Source organism: Sphingobacterium sp. UBA7631, assembly GCF_002483935.1.
Classification (GTDB): domain Bacteria; phylum Bacteroidota; class Bacteroidia; order Sphingobacteriales; family Sphingobacteriaceae; genus Sphingobacterium; species Sphingobacterium multivorum.
The window spans coordinates 1,217,731-1,232,724 of sequence record NZ_DLIX01000010.1 but is presented as its reverse complement, the minus strand read 5'-3'; the positions used below and the strand labels follow the sequence as shown (position 1 = coordinate 1,232,724).

The 14,994-nt window shown below is 40.0% G+C and carries 15 protein-coding genes and 1 tRNA gene; 8 read left to right on the top strand and 8 right to left on the bottom strand.

Features of this window, described 5'->3' with window-relative positions; translation table 11 throughout:
- The 3 genes from B3P16_RS21780 to B3P16_RS21770 form a co-directional block, all read right to left on the bottom strand.
- Positions 1-579, bottom strand: a complete 579-nt coding sequence (locus tag B3P16_RS21780; protein ID WP_070569652.1) for a DJ-1/PfpI family protein — start codon at positions 577-579, stop codon at positions 1-3.
- A 78-nt stretch (positions 580-657) separates the two neighbouring features.
- The gene (locus B3P16_RS21775; RefSeq protein ID WP_075991933.1) at positions 658-1,221 is read right to left on the bottom strand and encodes an NADPH-dependent FMN reductase; all 564 of its coding nucleotides are present in this window, start codon (positions 1,219-1,221) and stop codon (positions 658-660) included.
- Positions 1,222-1,409: 188 nt separating this feature from the next.
- Positions 1,410-2,357 (bottom strand): 1-aminocyclopropane-1-carboxylate deaminase/D-cysteine desulfhydrase, encoded by a 948-nt coding sequence (locus B3P16_RS21770; protein ID WP_053003927.1) that lies wholly within the window; start codon positions 2,355-2,357, stop codon positions 1,410-1,412.
- 18 nt (positions 2,358-2,375) lie between these two features.
- Between B3P16_RS21770 and B3P16_RS21765 the strand changes: the two genes are divergently transcribed.
- Both B3P16_RS21765 and B3P16_RS21760 read left to right on the top strand, forming a co-directional pair.
- Positions 2,376-3,422, top strand: coding sequence for an RluA family pseudouridine synthase (locus B3P16_RS21765; protein ID WP_046675800.1), 1,047 nt, complete (start codon positions 2,376-2,378; stop codon positions 3,420-3,422).
- A 19-nt stretch (positions 3,423-3,441) separates the two neighbouring features.
- The gene (locus B3P16_RS21760) at positions 3,442-4,308 is read left to right on the top strand and encodes an aminotransferase class IV (RefSeq protein WP_286844296.1); all 867 of its coding nucleotides are present in this window, start codon (positions 3,442-3,444) and stop codon (positions 4,306-4,308) included.
- Positions 4,309-4,341: 33 nt separating this feature from the next.
- Here the strand turns inward: B3P16_RS21760 and B3P16_RS21755 are convergent, their stop codons facing one another.
- Positions 4,342-4,917, bottom strand: coding sequence for an NADPH-dependent FMN reductase (locus B3P16_RS21755; RefSeq protein ID WP_070569655.1), 576 nt, complete (start codon positions 4,915-4,917; stop codon positions 4,342-4,344).
- 209 nt (positions 4,918-5,126) lie between these two features.
- Between B3P16_RS21755 and B3P16_RS21750 the strand changes: the two genes are divergently transcribed.
- Together B3P16_RS21750 and B3P16_RS21745 are read left to right on the top strand one after the other, a co-directional pair.
- Complete coding sequence (locus tag B3P16_RS21750; protein ID WP_115048048.1) at positions 5,127-5,690, top strand: hypothetical protein; 564 nt, start codon at positions 5,127-5,129, stop codon at positions 5,688-5,690.
- Between the two features lie 268 nt (positions 5,691-5,958).
- Positions 5,959-6,885: a polysaccharide deacetylase family protein gene (locus B3P16_RS21745; protein WP_070569659.1), complete on the top strand. Its 927-nt coding sequence runs from the start codon at positions 5,959-5,961 to the stop codon at positions 6,883-6,885.
- 85 nt (positions 6,886-6,970) lie between these two features.
- On the opposite strand, the gene B3P16_RS21740 is transcribed toward B3P16_RS21745, so the two are convergent.
- The gene (locus B3P16_RS21740) at positions 6,971-7,552 is read right to left on the bottom strand and encodes a PhnA domain-containing protein (protein ID WP_046675805.1); all 582 of its coding nucleotides are present in this window, start codon (positions 7,550-7,552) and stop codon (positions 6,971-6,973) included.
- Between the two features lie 279 nt (positions 7,553-7,831).
- Between B3P16_RS21740 and ypfJ the strand changes: the two genes are divergently transcribed.
- Positions 7,832-8,701 carry a KPN_02809 family neutral zinc metallopeptidase gene (ypfJ, locus tag B3P16_RS21735; RefSeq protein ID WP_070569662.1) on the top strand — a complete coding sequence of 290 codons (870 nt, stop codon included), beginning with the start codon at positions 7,832-7,834 and terminating at the stop codon, positions 8,699-8,701.
- 149 nt (positions 8,702-8,850) lie between these two features.
- On the opposite strand, the gene B3P16_RS21730 is transcribed toward ypfJ, so the two are convergent.
- Positions 8,851-9,831, bottom strand: a complete 981-nt coding sequence (locus B3P16_RS21730) for an acyl transferase (protein WP_201639401.1) — start codon at positions 9,829-9,831, stop codon at positions 8,851-8,853.
- Between the two features lie 274 nt (positions 9,832-10,105).
- Entirely contained in the window at positions 10,106-10,849 is a 744-nt protein-coding gene (fabG, locus tag B3P16_RS21725; protein WP_046675808.1) for a 3-oxoacyl-[acyl-carrier-protein] reductase, read from the bottom strand.
- A gap of 513 nt (positions 10,850-11,362) precedes the next feature.
- On the opposite strand from fabG, the gene B3P16_RS21720 reads away from it, so the two are divergent.
- The 3 genes from B3P16_RS21720 to B3P16_RS21710 all read left to right on the top strand — a co-directional run bounded on the left by B3P16_RS21720 (position 11,363) and on the right by B3P16_RS21710 (position 14,761).
- A complete protein-coding gene (locus B3P16_RS21720) occupies positions 11,363-12,862 on the top strand; it encodes a malate:quinone oxidoreductase (protein ID WP_070569666.1) in 1,500 nt (499 codons plus the stop codon).
- A gap of 215 nt (positions 12,863-13,077) precedes the next feature.
- Positions 13,078-13,695, top strand: a complete 618-nt coding sequence (gene pnuC / locus B3P16_RS21715) for a nicotinamide riboside transporter PnuC (protein ID WP_070569668.1) — start codon at positions 13,078-13,080, stop codon at positions 13,693-13,695.
- Positions 13,682-14,761 carry an acyl-CoA dehydrogenase gene (locus B3P16_RS21710; RefSeq protein ID WP_286844295.1) on the top strand — a complete coding sequence of 360 codons (1,080 nt, stop codon included), beginning with the start codon at positions 13,682-13,684 and terminating at the stop codon, positions 14,759-14,761. Before pnuC ends, B3P16_RS21710 begins: the two co-directional genes overlap by 14 nt.
- Before the next feature lie 45 nt (positions 14,762-14,806).
- On the opposite strand, the gene B3P16_RS21705 is transcribed toward B3P16_RS21710, so the two are convergent.
- Positions 14,807-14,878, bottom strand: a tRNA-Arg gene (locus B3P16_RS21705).
- Positions 14,879-14,994 lie beyond the last annotated feature (116 nt).

Below are 14,994 nucleotides of genomic sequence, written 5' to 3'. Positions count from 1 at the left end.
TTAAATTGTAATAGTAATACCTAATAACTTATAAAACTCTTTTAAAATTGCCTGATGTCCTGGCCAAGCAGGAGAGGTGACCAAATTTCCGTCTACGACCGCTTGATCTGCAGGAATATTTTTCCATGTGCCGCCTGCTAATTCAATGTCTGGACCTACAGCAACATAGGCTGTCAATGTACGACCTGCGAGTACTTTTGCAGCTGTTAACACCTGGATACCATGACATATTGCCGCCACAGGTTTGTTGTGCTCAAAGAAGTGTTTCGTAATCTCCAAAACACGTTTGTTGAGTCGAATATATTCTGCCGATCGTCCGCCAGCAATATATAGACCGTCATAGTCTTCAACATTTACCTGGTCGAAATCTTTATTGATTGCGAAATTATGCCCGCGCAATTCTTTGTAGGTCTGATCACCAGTGAAATCATGTACTGCTGTGGGAACTACATCCCCGCTTTTGCGGTCTGGAGCAATTGCATCTACCGTTATCCCTATAGAACCCATTGCTTGAAATGGAACCATTGCTTCGTAGTCTTCTACAAAGTCTCCTACAAGTAGTAATATTTTTTTTGCCATATCAAAAAACCTCTTTTAATAGGTTTTCAATTTACATATTAAAAGAGGTTTTTACAATGATTATTTGTTAATCTTTTGTTAACCCTGAACGGATAATTTTTCGGCAAGTGCACGTTTTGTTTTACGTACTTTAGCTTCTAATTGACTTCTTAAAGTCGGGTCGATAATACCTTTACCTTCTTCAAAGTTTTTGTGGAATTCGGGAAGAGAAAAGGAATCTAATATATCGGCACCGTCCCAAGTGATTCGATTGACAGCAGTGTTCAAAACTGTGGCACCTCCCATTGGACCAGGGGCAGTAGCCAATAAGAAAACAGGTTTGCCGTTGAATAATTTACGGTTAGGAATCCGTGAAACCCAGTCAACGATATTTTTGTAAGCTGTGGTATAGGATCCATTATGTTCGGCCAAAGAAATCAACAGGAAATCTGCGGCATCCATTTTAGCTGCAAAGTCATGCGCTAATTGTGGAATGCCCAACTCGACTTCTTTGTCGTAAGAATAGATCGGCATTTCAAAATGGTTTAAGTCTAGCAATTCGATGATGTCGTCTGCTTCCTTGTAGTATTTTGAAGTACTTGTGACAAATGTTTTGTTGATTGAGTTTTTGTTGCTTGTGCCTGCAAATGCTAATATTTTCATCTTTATATCATTAATTTATGAGGTGCTGCATAGGGTTAAAAATACCCCATACTGGCCTCGCTGTTACCTTTGGAAAATCATGGTTTTCGCATGTTTTCGATTTGATTTATTTTTAAATCGGGTCAAACTTACAATATAATTGCTGAAAAATTGTCAATCAAATGTCGCTGTGTAGCATTCTAGCCTATTTATTGATGTAGATCAAGAAAATTAAAACGTTCGTACATGCCAAGTAGGCCTGTAAGTCCGCCGGTATGTATTACGAGTACCTGATCGGCGGGGGTAAAGTAGTCCTTTTTGATCAGGTCATCCACGGCATAGAGCAATTTGCCGGTATAAGTAGGTTCAATCATTATTCCTGTGGATGCTATAAAATGTTGAACGAAGGCGAGCAAGTCGGCGTTGGATTTGGCATAACCACCAAAATGATAATCAAGGTGTAAAATAGGCGGGGGGATGTTGGGGTAAAGTTGATCGACTTCCGTTTGAATAAAGCCACCATTTTTTAAAACAGGAACGCCATGTACATGGGTAAATAGATCTCGTTTTTCGACAGCATTGCCTATTCCCGCTAATGTTGTTCCTGTACCACAGGCTGTAAAAATATGCTGATATTCATGTTGGAGTTCGTCAACGATTTCGGCGCAACCTTTCGCTCCGAGCATACCGTAACCGCCTTCATGTATATAGAATGTCGTCGGATCCTGACCAAAATAACGCTCGTATAAATTTTCTTTATTTCGGTAAGATTCGCGGTCGACGTAAATAAGCTGCATCCCAAAAAGACGACACATCGTTAAAACAGGGTTGTTAACCCCTTCTTCACCTCTAACAAAAGCAGTTGTTTTAAACTTGAAGGTAGCGCCGGCGCAAGCAGTAGCCAAAAGATGGTTGCTCCATGCCCCGCCAAATGTAACCAGATGGCTTTTCCCTAGCTGCACTGCTTCTTCCAGATTATATTTTAATTTTCGCCACTTATTGCCCGAAATAAACGGATGTATGAGGTCATCCCGCTTAAGCGTTACTTTAATATGCTTCTTCTCCCAGGCCGGAAGGCACAATTCAGTTTCGGGACTATGGATTTTGAACGGCAACATAACATTAAATGAAAACAAATTTAACGAAAATTGTTTCATTTGGTTTATTTTTGTAGCATGACAGAACAAATTGGATCGCAAGATCAGGAAGAACAGGAATTATTTGAGCATCTACGTATTGAGGTGGATAAGGGGCAAGCATTACTCCGCATTGATAAATATCTGATGAACAGGGTGGAAAATGCTACGCGGAGCAAAATTCAGCATGCTATTGAAGCTGGTTCTGTCATGGTTAACGGTAAGGAGATCAAGGCGAGCTATAAGGTTAGACCTGATGATGTGATTACATTGGTGCTACCTGATCCGCCACGGGATAACGAAGTTTATCCTGAAAACATTCCATTAGATATCAAATACGAGGATGACGATGTGTTGATCGTGAATAAGGAGGCGGGAATGGTCGTGCATCCAGGATATAATAATTATACAGGAACCTTGGTCAATGCATTAACGTATCATATACAGCAGCTGCCACAGCTACCTGGAAACTCCGATCGCCCGGGTTTAGTGCATCGAATCGATAAAGACACCTCCGGATTATTGGTCATTGCTAAAAATGAAAAATCAATGGCCTTTTTGGCAAAGCAGTTTTTCGATCACAGCATTACCCGTAAATATATTGCATTAGTTTGGGGAGATTTAAAAGAGGACGGAACAATCACAGGTTATATTGGACGTCATCTAAAAGACAGACGTATCATGGCGATGTATGATAGTGAAGACAAGGGGCGTTGGTCAGTGACACATTACCGAGTTTTGGAGCGACTGGGCTATGTTACCCTAATAGAATGTCAATTAGAAACGGGACGTACACATCAAATTCGTACGCATATGCAATCTATTGGTCATCCGCTATTTAATGATGCCATGTATGGTGGCGATAAGATTTTAAAAGGTACCGTGTTTTCAAAGTACAAGCAGTTTGTGGATAACTGTTTTTCATTGCTGCCGCGACAAGCACTTCATGCTCAAGTATTGGGATTTATTCATCCTTCTACAAAAGAAAATATGTATTTTGAGGTACCATATCCGGAAGATTTTCGTTTAGCTTTAGAAAAGTGGCGCGGATATGCGGCAAATTCAATGGCTATAGAACATGATTAAAATTTAGAACAAAATTAAGATGCCAACAAACTATATCAATTTCAATGGCAATGTAGTGCCGGAAAATCAGGAAATATTTAGCATTGAGAATAGAGGTTTTCGTTATGGGGACGGACTGTTCGAAACGATGTTGTATAAGGATGGTGATATCCGCTTTCTAAATTTTCATGTCGATCGTTTACAAAAAGGAATGGAGTTGATTCATTTGGATGATGCAAACCTTTTCGATGCATTTTTTATTCGTTCGAGATCCGAAGAATTAATCCGTAAAAACAATATGTTGGGACAGCAGGTTCGTATCCGGTTGATCGTATTTAGATCTGGTGGCGGATTGTATAGTCCGACGAGTAATAAACCTGGTTTTGTTTTACAGGTGCAGCGCATAGAACCTAATCTTCGCGATAAGAAGGTCGGTTTGATTGTAGGGCTGTACAATGAATTCAAAAAACCTTATAGCGATCTTTCAAAGATTAAATCTTTAAATGCGCAGATTTATGTGTTAGCTGGCATCTATAAAAAGAAAATGGCTTTTGATGATGTGTTAATTCTAAATCAGGAAGGTTACCTATGTGAATCCTTAATTTCAAATATCTTTGTCTATTATGAAAAGGTGCTTTATACACCAGCATTATCCGAAGGATGTATTGAAGGGGTGATGCGTCGGGTAGTCATGGACATGGCACAGGATGAAGGTATAGAAGTGGTGGAAGCACAGATAAGCCCCGAAATCATGAAACGGGCAGATGAAATTTTCTGTACCAATGCAGTACAGGGGGTACAATGGGTAATGGGCTATAAGCAAAAGCGCTATTTCAATAAGATATCGCGGATCTTACAGGAAAAATTACAGCATTGGAACTATGACCTCAGTGATGAACAAGACTAGTTTAATTTGATCATTCATACAAAAGGGCAGAACTTAATTCTGCCTTTTTGTATGAATGATTCGCTCAGCCCATTGCTCAAATGCTGTTTTAAAGCTGCGGAGAAAATCTTTGGTTTTTGCTAATTCCACTGTTCCACTTGGACCGATACAGCTGCCGATATCGCCCAGATAAGCTTCAGGTTGCTGCATCGTTGGGATATTGACGAAGACAAGTGATTGACGCAAATGATGGTTGGCCCCAAAGCCCCCATAAACTCCCGTTGATGAGGAAATTATTGCGCCAGGTTTACCATCCCATTTATTTTTTCCATAGGGTCTCGAACCCACGTCAATCGCATTCTTTAATACCGCCGGAATCGAACGGTTATACTCTGCGGTAACAAAAAGCACAGCATCCAAGGACGCGACCTCTTGACGGAAACGGGTATAGCTAGCCGGTGGGTTACCAGCATCGTCAAAATCCTGATTATATAAGGGGAGATCGCCGATATCAATCATGCGATAGCTAAATTTCGATTCCTCCTGGTCGAGGATAAACTGTGCGATCTTTTTATTGAAAGATTCCTTTCTCAAGCTGCCGACAAATATGCCTACGTTATATATACTCATGGTAATTATTCATTAAAGTCCTATCAATCTGAACAACGGATCCTTCAAAAAGGTTTGGGGTATTTTGTGAATTACACTATTTTCAACCTGTTCAAAATGAGGTTTTTATTGTTGCGTTAACAAAAATTAACATTTGAACATTAATCTTTTGCATACTGTTTGTTGTAGTATTGTAAAGAAGAAATTACAAACTAAGGGAGGAGCTACTTATGAAAAAATTGTTTTATGCGGCGGCGATCATTGCAGGCCTTTTTACGGCGGGAGCTGCACAGGCGCAAGTGAGTATCAGTGTCAATATTGGAAGTCAGCCTAGTTGGGGACCAGCGGGTTATGATTACGCGCGTTATTATTATATGCCAGAATACAATATGTATTACGATGTACCCGCGAGATGTTACGTTTATTATGATAACGGCGGCTGGATAAGAAGAGCAAGTTTACCGAGACGATATAGACATTACGATTTTTATCGGGTGCATAAAGTAGTAATCAACGATCGCACACCTTGGCATCATCACGATCGCTACAGAAGCCGTTATGGCGGTTATCGGGGAAGGCAGGTCGCCATTCGAGACAGTCATCATGGTGGTGGATATTCATTTGCAAGCGAGCGTCGGGTAAGCCGCGAACATTCATGGGGTGAGCGTCGGGGATACGATAGAGGAAACGACCGCGGTTATGGACGAGGTCGCGAAGGTGGTCACGGGCGTGGCAATGATCAGGGACATGGACACGGGCGAGGTAACGGTCATGGCGGAAGACATCGGGATTAATTGAGTAGCTGAATAACAGAATAAAAAAGGAATCTATATCAACATAGGTTCCTTTTTTTTGGCCGGAAATAACAGCTGGTCTGCTTTCGTAGCGCTGGAGGCATGCGAAATCATGACGCTTTGAGTGCCATGCACAATAAATTAAATAACATAACAGCTTTATTAATGAAAAATATATTAATTTTGCGCAACACGGGACTGAAATCAGCTTATTTTAGATGATTTTGAGTATTTGTGAAATAATTGTGATGGTAAGTTAATTTTTGTAATGAGAAAAGTAGTTAATTCGGGTGTTGTATGGGTAGGGTTAAGTATATCTATTTTGGGATTTTACTCCTGCAATCAAAGTGGGACAAATAAGGTGCAAAATGTGGGGGCTGTTGACTCTATGCCACCAAAAAAGGATAGTTTACTTGCCGTGCAGGATTCAATAAGTAAAGTAGATTCGCTACGGAAAGACACCATTACAAAAATGGAAGAAGATGTGGACTACAAAGGAGCTAAAGATACAACGGTATTGTTGACTGATACTGTTTCTCCACGTTATATTTATCTCACTTTTGACGATGGACCCTTAAATGGAAGTCAGCACCTTGATTCCATTGCGACAGCAAAAGGCATTAAAATCAATGCTTTTCTGATTGGTAATCATGACAAAATGAGTAAGAAGTTACACGGCTTTACAGAACGTTATAAAAATAATCCGTTAGTGGATTGTTACAACCACAGTTACTGGCATGCACACAATAAGTACAGTACGTTCTATTCGAATGCGCAGACGGCTTTTGAAGATTTTGAACTTGCTGAGCAATCGCTGGGCCTAACACATAAGATAGTGCGGCTGCCGGGACGAAATATCTGGTATATCGGAGACCGTAAAAAGGTTGATTTGAAAAGCGGGGCTTCGACGGCCGAGCTACTACACCAGAATGGTTATAAAGTAATTGGTTGGGATTGTGAGTGGAAGATTAATGGTGTTACGGGGAAACCGGACCTATCGGTGAATCAATTGTATACCCAAATGAAGAATTTACTCCGCAAAGGTACGTCTTATACAAAGAACAATGTTGTGCTATTGACTCATGACAATATGTACCAAACGAAAAAAGGGCAGCGGCTATTATCGGACTTGATCGATAGTCTCAAACAACATCCAAACTATCGTTTCGAATTTGTGCGGAATTATCCGCAATAGTGGCAACTAGTATCTATTTAAATAATTAAGGCTTAAACGGGAGTTCCCCAGTTTAAGCCTTAATTATTTAGACGAAAAGTCTATTTTAATTTTGTTTACGGAGATATTTGGTCAGTATCACGATGGTTTGGCCTTCAATCTTTCCCTCAATTTGCTCGATATTGTCTGCTACCAGTCTAATATTCTTAACCACGGTACCTAAAGTCGCTTTTAAAGAGGAACCTTTCACATCAAGCGTTTTTGTCAGAACAACAGTGTCGCCCTCCAATAGTCGTTGCCCGATGCTATCTTCATGAAAAGAAACATAGCCGTCATTTTCATGGTCTCCAGTTTTCTTAGCTTCAGCTAGTGTCTCATCGTCTAAATATAGAATATCCAATGCTTCAGACGCCCAACCTTCATTTTTTAGTCGGTTTAACATACGCCAGCATACAATTTGTACCGATGGGTTCTCGGACCACATTGCATTTGGAAGGAATTTCCAATCGTCCGGATTTAATTGCTCCGTTTTGTTGAGCTGATTGACCAATGTTTCTGAAATCAGTAAAGTATTGTCCAAATTTGATGTTATTTCCGGTGGTAATGTATAAGCAATTAAAGTGGCATCTTCGCCTGTCAGCTCACATTTTCCGCCAGCTCTCGCTTGTAATTGTTCTTCTAATTTCATGTCAGTTTTTTTGAAAGCCCAAACTTAGCCAAATTTGTTTTGATGTACAATGACGAATATCACGACTTAGAGAAATAACTCCTGTTTTTGTCCCTTTAAAGCATTGTTTTTGCTAATGACTATCTTTTCTTACCGGTAAATTTATGATATGAGCGAGCTATGATGTAAATTGTAGCATGAGTTTTTTCTTCAAATAAATCTACTTCATGTAGAACATTGGTACCGAATTTGTGTTTATCCAACATTAGAAAAGATTATTAACTGTAATATAGAAATACTATGAAATGGCAAGGAGGTAAACAAAGTGGTAATTTTGAAGACCGCAGAGGAATGTCGGGGGGAGGAAAAATTGCTTTAGGAGGAATTGGTGGAATTATTGTTTTGGTCATTGGATTTTTGATGGGTGGAGATCCGAGTCAACTCTTACAGCAGGCTCAAAATATGGGGGCGCAAACCGAACAGTCCGGGCAGCCACGTGAGTTAAATCCTGAAGAAAAAAGGCTAACCGAATTCTCCTTGACTGTACTCCAAAGTACAGAGGATGTTTGGGCAAAGCTGTTTAAAGAGCAGATGCAGAAGAGTTATACGCCTACTACCCTTGTTTTTTATGATGGTGGTACACAAACGGATGGTTGTGGCATGGGACAGGCCTCTTACGGACCTTTTTATTGTCCTGGCGATCAAAAGATTTACCTGGATCTGAGCTTTAGTAAAGAACTGTCGGATAAATTCGGGGCGAAGGGAGAGTTCGCCATGGCGTATGTAATTGCCCATGAGGTTGGACACCATATCCAACAGTTGGTGGGTTTATTACCAAAGACCAATCAGGCCCGTGGGCAAATGAGTGAACGCGAAAATAACCGGATCTCTGTGATGACCGAACTGCAAGCTGATTTTTATGCTGGAGTATGGGCGCATTATCTCAATGAATATACCGATATAAAAATCGATTATAATGATATTATGGACGGTATGAAAGCTGCCGAAGCAGTGGGAGATGATAAATTACAGACAGAGGCACAGGGCTATGCTGTTCCTGAATCATTTACGCATGGTACGTCCGCTCAACGTATGGAATGGTTTAAAAAGGGATATGATTCGGGGGATATGCGATCGGGCAACACCTTTGAAGATCCGAGTCTGAAATAAAGATCATACTTCGAATGAAAAAACACCTGTTCACACATCATGAACAGGTGTTTTAATTTAATTGCCCTATGTGTTTCACCACCTACGCTTTCATTTATTTGGGAATATAAAGGATCATCACAAAACCCGTGCTGAATCATGTTGGATCATTATTGAACCAACAAATTACATCCCCTGATATCACTTTGGTCAAAACGTCCTAATATTTCAAAAGATCCATCTGGATATACTTTACCCAAATCCTGCGTGGCTATAAATGAACACGAGTAACGATTCGCAAGGTCGATAACGTTGATACCACCAGTTTTATTCATGGGAATTAGGCTCAATGGATCATTGGTGTCGCGAATCAAGATTTTCATCCATTTGGGAAGATGGAAAATTCCCTGACCTGAAGAATAACCTTGTGAGAGTAATTCTGTCATGCCATATTCCGAATGGATTCCATGGACGGAAAAGGCTTCTTCCAGGAGTTTATGGATTTCCTGTTTGACCATTTCCTTGCGTTTACCTTTCATTCCGCCAGTTTCCATAATAATCAGTTCAGGAAATTCAAAGGCGTATTGTTCAATGAAGTCGAGTAGGGCGTACGTTACGCCGAAAAGGATTGTTTTTGTGCCTTTATTTTTGAGCGCCACAAGTGTATCGTAAAGCTCTTGGTGGTTATAGAGAAAATAATTGCTTTCAGGCTGCTCACTTTGCTTCATGAGATCATCAATCATGTAGATTAAAGATGAACCGCTTCTTTCAAGGTATGAGGGTAGAAGGGCCAGTACGGCAATATGGCTTAGTGGACCATAGAAGTCTTCAAAAATACGACGGAAAGTGCGTTCGTAAATACGGAGGTCAGCGACTAAATGTTTTGAGGTGACCATACCCGTTGTACCCGAACTCGAGAATACGATTTCAGCCTCCATTCCTTCAGCAATAACCTGTTGCGTCTTAAAAAATTCAATAGGCATAAAAGGAATATCCGTATAGTGCTGAATAAGGTCTTTTTCTCTGCCGAGGAGGCTGATATAGTCACGATAAACCTTACAATGCTGGCTCTGGAATTGGTAGGTATCTAAACAATGCTGATTAAAATCATCCTCGGTTTTAATTTCAAAAAAATCCTTCCAGTTCGCCATAGCATTTAAATTTGATCGACAAAATTAACGAAAATTTGTAAATATTGGAGGCGATCTATAGATTCCTTCTTATCAGAAGCCTATTGAAGATGTTTGGTATTATTAACAATACAGGTATGTGGAGATTGAAAATTCTGTAAATAGAAGGAGAAGTATAGTGTCTTTGTCCGGTATATCCAGGTTAGAGGGGTAGATAGATCGGGATCGTCGTAAAACATAACTAGAGAACAGGCTTAGGTCAAGGTAAGAAAACTTGCCCTAAGCCTGTTATTTTTTATAACATACCACCATCAACAGGAAGAACCTGTCCGGTTACGTATGCCGATAAGTCAGATGCTAAATAAAGACATGCATTGGCAACATCTTCTGGTTGGCCAGCACGTTTCAATGGAATTCCAGCTTCCCATCCTGCCACAACTTTAGGATCCAGTACATCTGTCATTTCGGTACGTATAAAGCCTGGAGCAACTACGTTTGCACGGATATTACGAGAACCTAATTCTTTAGCGACCGATTTTGTGAACCCAATGATACCAGCTTTTGATGCAGCATAATTTGCCTGACCAGCATTTCCTTGAACGCCAACAACGGATGACATATTGATAAATGAACCTTTACGGTTTTTCATCATAATTTTTGAAGCAGCTTTTGTAACGTTAAAGACAGATTTTAAGTTGACATTTAATACATCATCCCAATTCTCTTCGGTCATACGCATTAACAGGCCGTCTTTTGTGATACCAGCATTATTGACAACAATATCTAATCCGCCAAAATCAGCGACGATCGCATTGATCAATTGTTCTGCTTCTTCAAATTTTGAAGCGTCAGAGCGATAACCAATCACTTTGGTGCCAAAAGCCTGAAGCTCCTGCTCCAACGCCTGTCCTTTTTCGACAGAAGAAAGATACGTAAAAGCGACGTTAGCACCATGTTGTGCAAACACTTCTGCAATTTTCCTTCCGATTCCTTTTGATGCTCCTGTTACTAAAGCAATTTTTCCTTCAAGTATTTTCATCTGTATAAGTTATTTGTTCTTCAATTAATTACACTATGGCATTTATGACCATTTTCCTCGTGCTTTCTTTCGCTCACAGCCCGTCTGATCTTGGAATTCAACACGATACATGAACTCGCTTCCATTAGGTTTATCTTGGTTATGCCACAGTGTTTGTGTTTTTCTCGATGCTATAGTATGAGCGAATAAATGATCTTATTTTTTAGCCATCGTGTACACTATTGCCTATCGACGTTCTGCAAAAATGTTAAAACTATATTATAACACAAAATCTTTCGATAAATAACGGTTTAAAATAGAAAAACATTGTGTGCTGACCCGGTGTTTATCTTGGAGTGGGGGAGTGTTTTAAGGTAACATTTTTAGAATTTTACGGTAAGCGATTGCTCACTTAGGATTATTTTAATAAATCAATGGTATTTTTGAATAAGTGGTTCTAAAAAGTACAGTTTTTTGACAAAAGACTTGGACGTTTACCAAAAACTATATTAAATTTGCATCAATCACAAAAACATGAGCAAAAAATCAAATAAAGAAGTTGACGTTGTTCTGATCGGCGCCGGTATTATGAGTGCTACTTTGGGTACTCTAATCAATGAATTAAGCCCAGACGTTAATATTGAAATTCTTGAGCGTTTGGATGTTGTGGCTGCTGAAAGTTCTGACGCATGGAATAATGCTGGCACGGGTCACTCTGCTTTATGCGAGTTAAATTATACCCCCGAACAGAAAGATGGTTCTGTCAAGATTGATAAAGCAGTGAAAATTGCCGAGCAATTTGAAGTCTCTAAGCAATTTTGGTCCTACCTCGTTGATAAAGGCATTATTGCCCAACCTGAAAATTTTATCCGTAGTATTCCACACATGAGTGCGGTTTTTGGTGAAAAAGACGCTAAATTTCTAAAGACAAGATGGGAAACACTAACGACCCAAAACTTGTTCAAAGGGATGGAATATACCGAAGATACAGCATTGTTGAAATCGTGGATTCCATTGATGATGGAAGGACGTGCGGCAGACGAAAAAATCGCTGCGACAAAAATGGATCTGGGCACTGATGTTAATTTTGGGTCGTTGACACGTGATTTGATCGCTAATCTTGAAAATAAAGAAAATATTTCGATTTCCTTAAACCACGAAGTAATTGACATCGAACGTGAAGATGACGGTCGCTGGGAAGTGGAAGTCAAAGATTTAAAGACAGGAACAAAGAGAGAAATCAAGGCAAAATTTGTATTTATTGGAGCCGGTGGGCACTCGTTGTTATTGTTGGAAAAATCTGGAATACCCGAAGCGAAAGGCTATGGCGGATTCCCTGTGGGAGGCCAATGGCTGCGTTGTGTGAATGAAGAGATCATTAATACACACCATGCGAAGGTGTATGGTAAAGCTTCTGTCGGTGCGCCGCCAATGTCTGTACCGCACTTAGATACACGTTATATTGATGGCAAGCAAGCGTTATTGTTTGGACCATATGCAGGTTTCTCAACTAAATTCTTAAAACAGGGGTCTTACTTCGATTTACCGGCTTCTATCAAATTGTCCAATATCCGTCCGATGTTATCAGCCGGACTTGACAACTTACCGTTGACGAAGTATCTTATTACTGAAGTCATGAAGTCACCAAAAGATAAACTGGAGTCTTTAAAACAATTTATGCCTACAGCTAAATTGGAGGATTGGGTTATCGAGAAAGCAGGACAACGTGTTCAGGTCATCAAGAAAGATGAAAAGAAAGGTGGAATTTTAGAATTTGGTACAGAGGTCGTTTCTAGTGCCGATGGTTCTATTGCTGCGCTATTAGGAGCTTCTCCTGGAGCTTCAACGTCAGTAGCTATTATGATCAGCTTGTTGAAGAGATGTTTCCCTGAACGTGCCAAATCAGATGAATACCGTAAAAAACTACGTGAAATGATCCCTTCACACGGGAAATCATTGAACGATGATGCGCAACTTTGTAAAGAAACGCGTACGCGTACGCACAAAGCGTTGAAATTGATTGATATAGAATAATCAATTCGACAGAAAATATACTTATGGGGTGCTTGGAATGACCATGGTCATTCTCGGCTGAGATTATACCCAATAAAAGCGATTGTACCTCCTTGTACAATCGCTTTTATATACCTGATCCAGGTAATGCTGGCGTAGGGATTTAATTTCAATAAAAAATAGCCGTTTCTCTCCCATAGGTTTATTATGAATGACACGATATAATAAACAAGGCGATGACTTCTGAAACAATTTTCGAAGCTTTTGTAAAACAGATTCAACAGGCCACCATTGCGGAATGGTTAGGGGTATCTTTTGGTGTTTTACAAGTTTGGTTTTCCCGGCAAAATAAATCGATCAATTACATTTTTGGGATTATTGGTATCTTAATTTCTGTTTACGTATTATTCCATGCGAAACTATATGCCGAAATATTGCTACATCTCTATTATTTGATCATGAGCATCTATGGCTGGATCTATTGGAAATATAGTCGTGATGTAGCTACGCCCATAACACACTGTGAGCCGAAAGAATGGTGGATAGTAGGTGGCATATGTGCTGTCGGTTTTCTGTTGTTTTATTTCGGATTGGTACACTTAACAGATTCTGATGTACCGCTTTGGGATTCTGCAGTTTCCTGTACAGCTTGGGCAGGGATGTGGTTATTGGCAAAGCGGAAGATAGAAAACTGGATATTGTTGAATATCAGTAATCTGATGGCAATTCCTTTACTGATCCATAAAGGGCTGTTTCTTTATTCGGGCTTGACGTTATTTTTATTTGTTATGGCATTTAGTGGGTATTTTAATTGGAGGAGAATAATACGTGAAGAAAGATATGCAATTCAATAGCGAAGATATCGCTATACTGAAAGATAATCAGGCAAAAGGAATTCAGCAGAAAACGTTGTCAGATGGACAATTGCAGCTGATTTACCGTCGGAAGTGGTTTAAGATTTGGGTTCCCCGTGCATTAGGTGGATTGGGGTTAAGTGTACCTGAAGGACTCAGCTTATTGGCTGATCTGGCTTATTGGGATGGGGGATTAGCCTGGACAGTAACCTTATGTTCAGGAGCAAATCTGTTTGTCGGTTTTATTGATCCCCTTATAGGAAATCAAATTTTCGAAACGGATCGGGTTTGTTTCGGAGGAAGCGGACAGGCATCAGGGACTGCTACGCGTGAAGGGGACCACTATCGACTCCGTGGTTTCTGGAGATACGCTACTGGAGCTCCTCATTTAACGCACTTCACATTAAATGCCGCAATTCAGGAGGCGGGAAAACCCGTATTGGATGAAAACGGTGAACCACTGATCAAGTCATTTTTTGTCGATCGGGATCATGTACTGATTCACTATGACTGGGATACATTTGGATTGGAAGCTACAGCTTCGCATTCTTTTTCGCTGGAAGACGTTCTCGTTGATAGCAGGCAGGCTTTTGAGATTGATGCGGCAAAAAGTACATGTGGCGAGCTGTTGTATCAATATCCCTTTATGCCTTTTGCGGAATTGACTTTACTGGCCAACTTTACGGGAATGTATAAGCGCTTTTTGGATTTAATCGAAAAACTATTTGTGTTAAAAAGCAATCAATCTAAATGGGAAAAGTCTGAAAGTAAGGCTGCGTTTAGGGTACTCGATGACTTTCAGCAAGATTATGCGAATCGGAGGGAGGAAATAATGAATTTGGCCGCTCTTTCTTGGGAAAATCTTCACGATGGAGATGATAATGCAGCGATTTATGAACAGATAGGGATACAAAGTAGAGATTTTGTGGAATCTATCTTAACAAATACGATAAGACTCTATCCACACACCGGAATTTCGGGGGCCGCCATTGACCATGAAATCAATATCATCTTCCGGAATATTTTTACGGCTTCGCAACACAAGTTGTTGCAAAAGAGTTTATAAACAACAAAGACTATCCAAGGATAGTCTTTGTTGTTAAATAGGATGTGTTCCCGGCGGGGGTCGAACCCACATCGTCAGAACCGGAATCTGAAATTCTATCCATTGAACTACGGGAACGTCTGGCAAAGATATACTATTTTCTAGATCTTACAAACAATCTTTGTGATAAAATTATATCTTTTAGCAATCAATTTTTAAGGCATCTTATCGTCAGTATTTTAGCGTTTAGCTTT

Excerpts from the sequence above, each read along its gene's own strand:
- B3P16_RS21750 (WP_115048048.1), top strand. The coding sequence starts at position 5,127 with ATGAAAAAATTGTTTTATGCGGCGGCGATCATTGCAGGCCTTTTTACG.
- pnuC (WP_070569668.1), top strand. The coding sequence starts at position 13,078 with ATGACTTCTGAAACAATTTTCGAAGCTTTTGTAAAACAGATTCAACAG.
- B3P16_RS21775 (WP_075991933.1), bottom strand. The coding sequence starts at position 1,221 with ATGAAAATATTAGCATTTGCAGGCACAAGCAACAAAAACTCAATCAAC.
- B3P16_RS21745 (WP_070569659.1), top strand. The coding sequence starts at position 5,959 with ATGAGAAAAGTAGTTAATTCGGGTGTTGTATGGGTAGGGTTAAGTATA.
- B3P16_RS21760 (WP_286844296.1), top strand. The coding sequence starts at position 3,442 with ATGCCAACAAACTATATCAATTTCAATGGCAATGTAGTGCCGGAAAAT.
- B3P16_RS21730 (WP_201639401.1), bottom strand. The coding sequence starts at position 9,831 with ATGGCGAACTGGAAGGATTTTTTTGAAATTAAAACCGAGGATGATTTT.
- fabG (WP_046675808.1), bottom strand. The coding sequence starts at position 10,849 with ATGAAAATACTTGAAGGAAAAATTGCTTTAGTAACAGGAGCATCAAAA.
- B3P16_RS21765 (WP_046675800.1), top strand. The coding sequence starts at position 2,376 with ATGACAGAACAAATTGGATCGCAAGATCAGGAAGAACAGGAATTATTT.
- ypfJ (WP_070569662.1), top strand. The coding sequence starts at position 7,832 with ATGAAATGGCAAGGAGGTAAACAAAGTGGTAATTTTGAAGACCGCAGA.
- B3P16_RS21755 (WP_070569655.1), bottom strand. The coding sequence starts at position 4,917 with ATGAGTATATATAACGTAGGCATATTTGTCGGCAGCTTGAGAAAGGAA.
- B3P16_RS21740 (WP_046675805.1), bottom strand. The coding sequence starts at position 7,552 with ATGAAATTAGAAGAACAATTACAAGCGAGAGCTGGCGGAAAATGTGAG.
- B3P16_RS21780 (WP_070569652.1), bottom strand. The coding sequence starts at position 579 with ATGGCAAAAAAAATATTACTACTTGTAGGAGACTTTGTAGAAGACTAC.
- B3P16_RS21710 (WP_286844295.1), top strand. The coding sequence starts at position 13,682 with ATGCAATTCAATAGCGAAGATATCGCTATACTGAAAGATAATCAGGCA.
- B3P16_RS21770 (WP_053003927.1), bottom strand. The coding sequence starts at position 2,357 with ATGAAACAATTTTCGTTAAATTTGTTTTCATTTAATGTTATGTTGCCG.
- B3P16_RS21720 (WP_070569666.1), top strand. The coding sequence starts at position 11,363 with ATGAGCAAAAAATCAAATAAAGAAGTTGACGTTGTTCTGATCGGCGCC.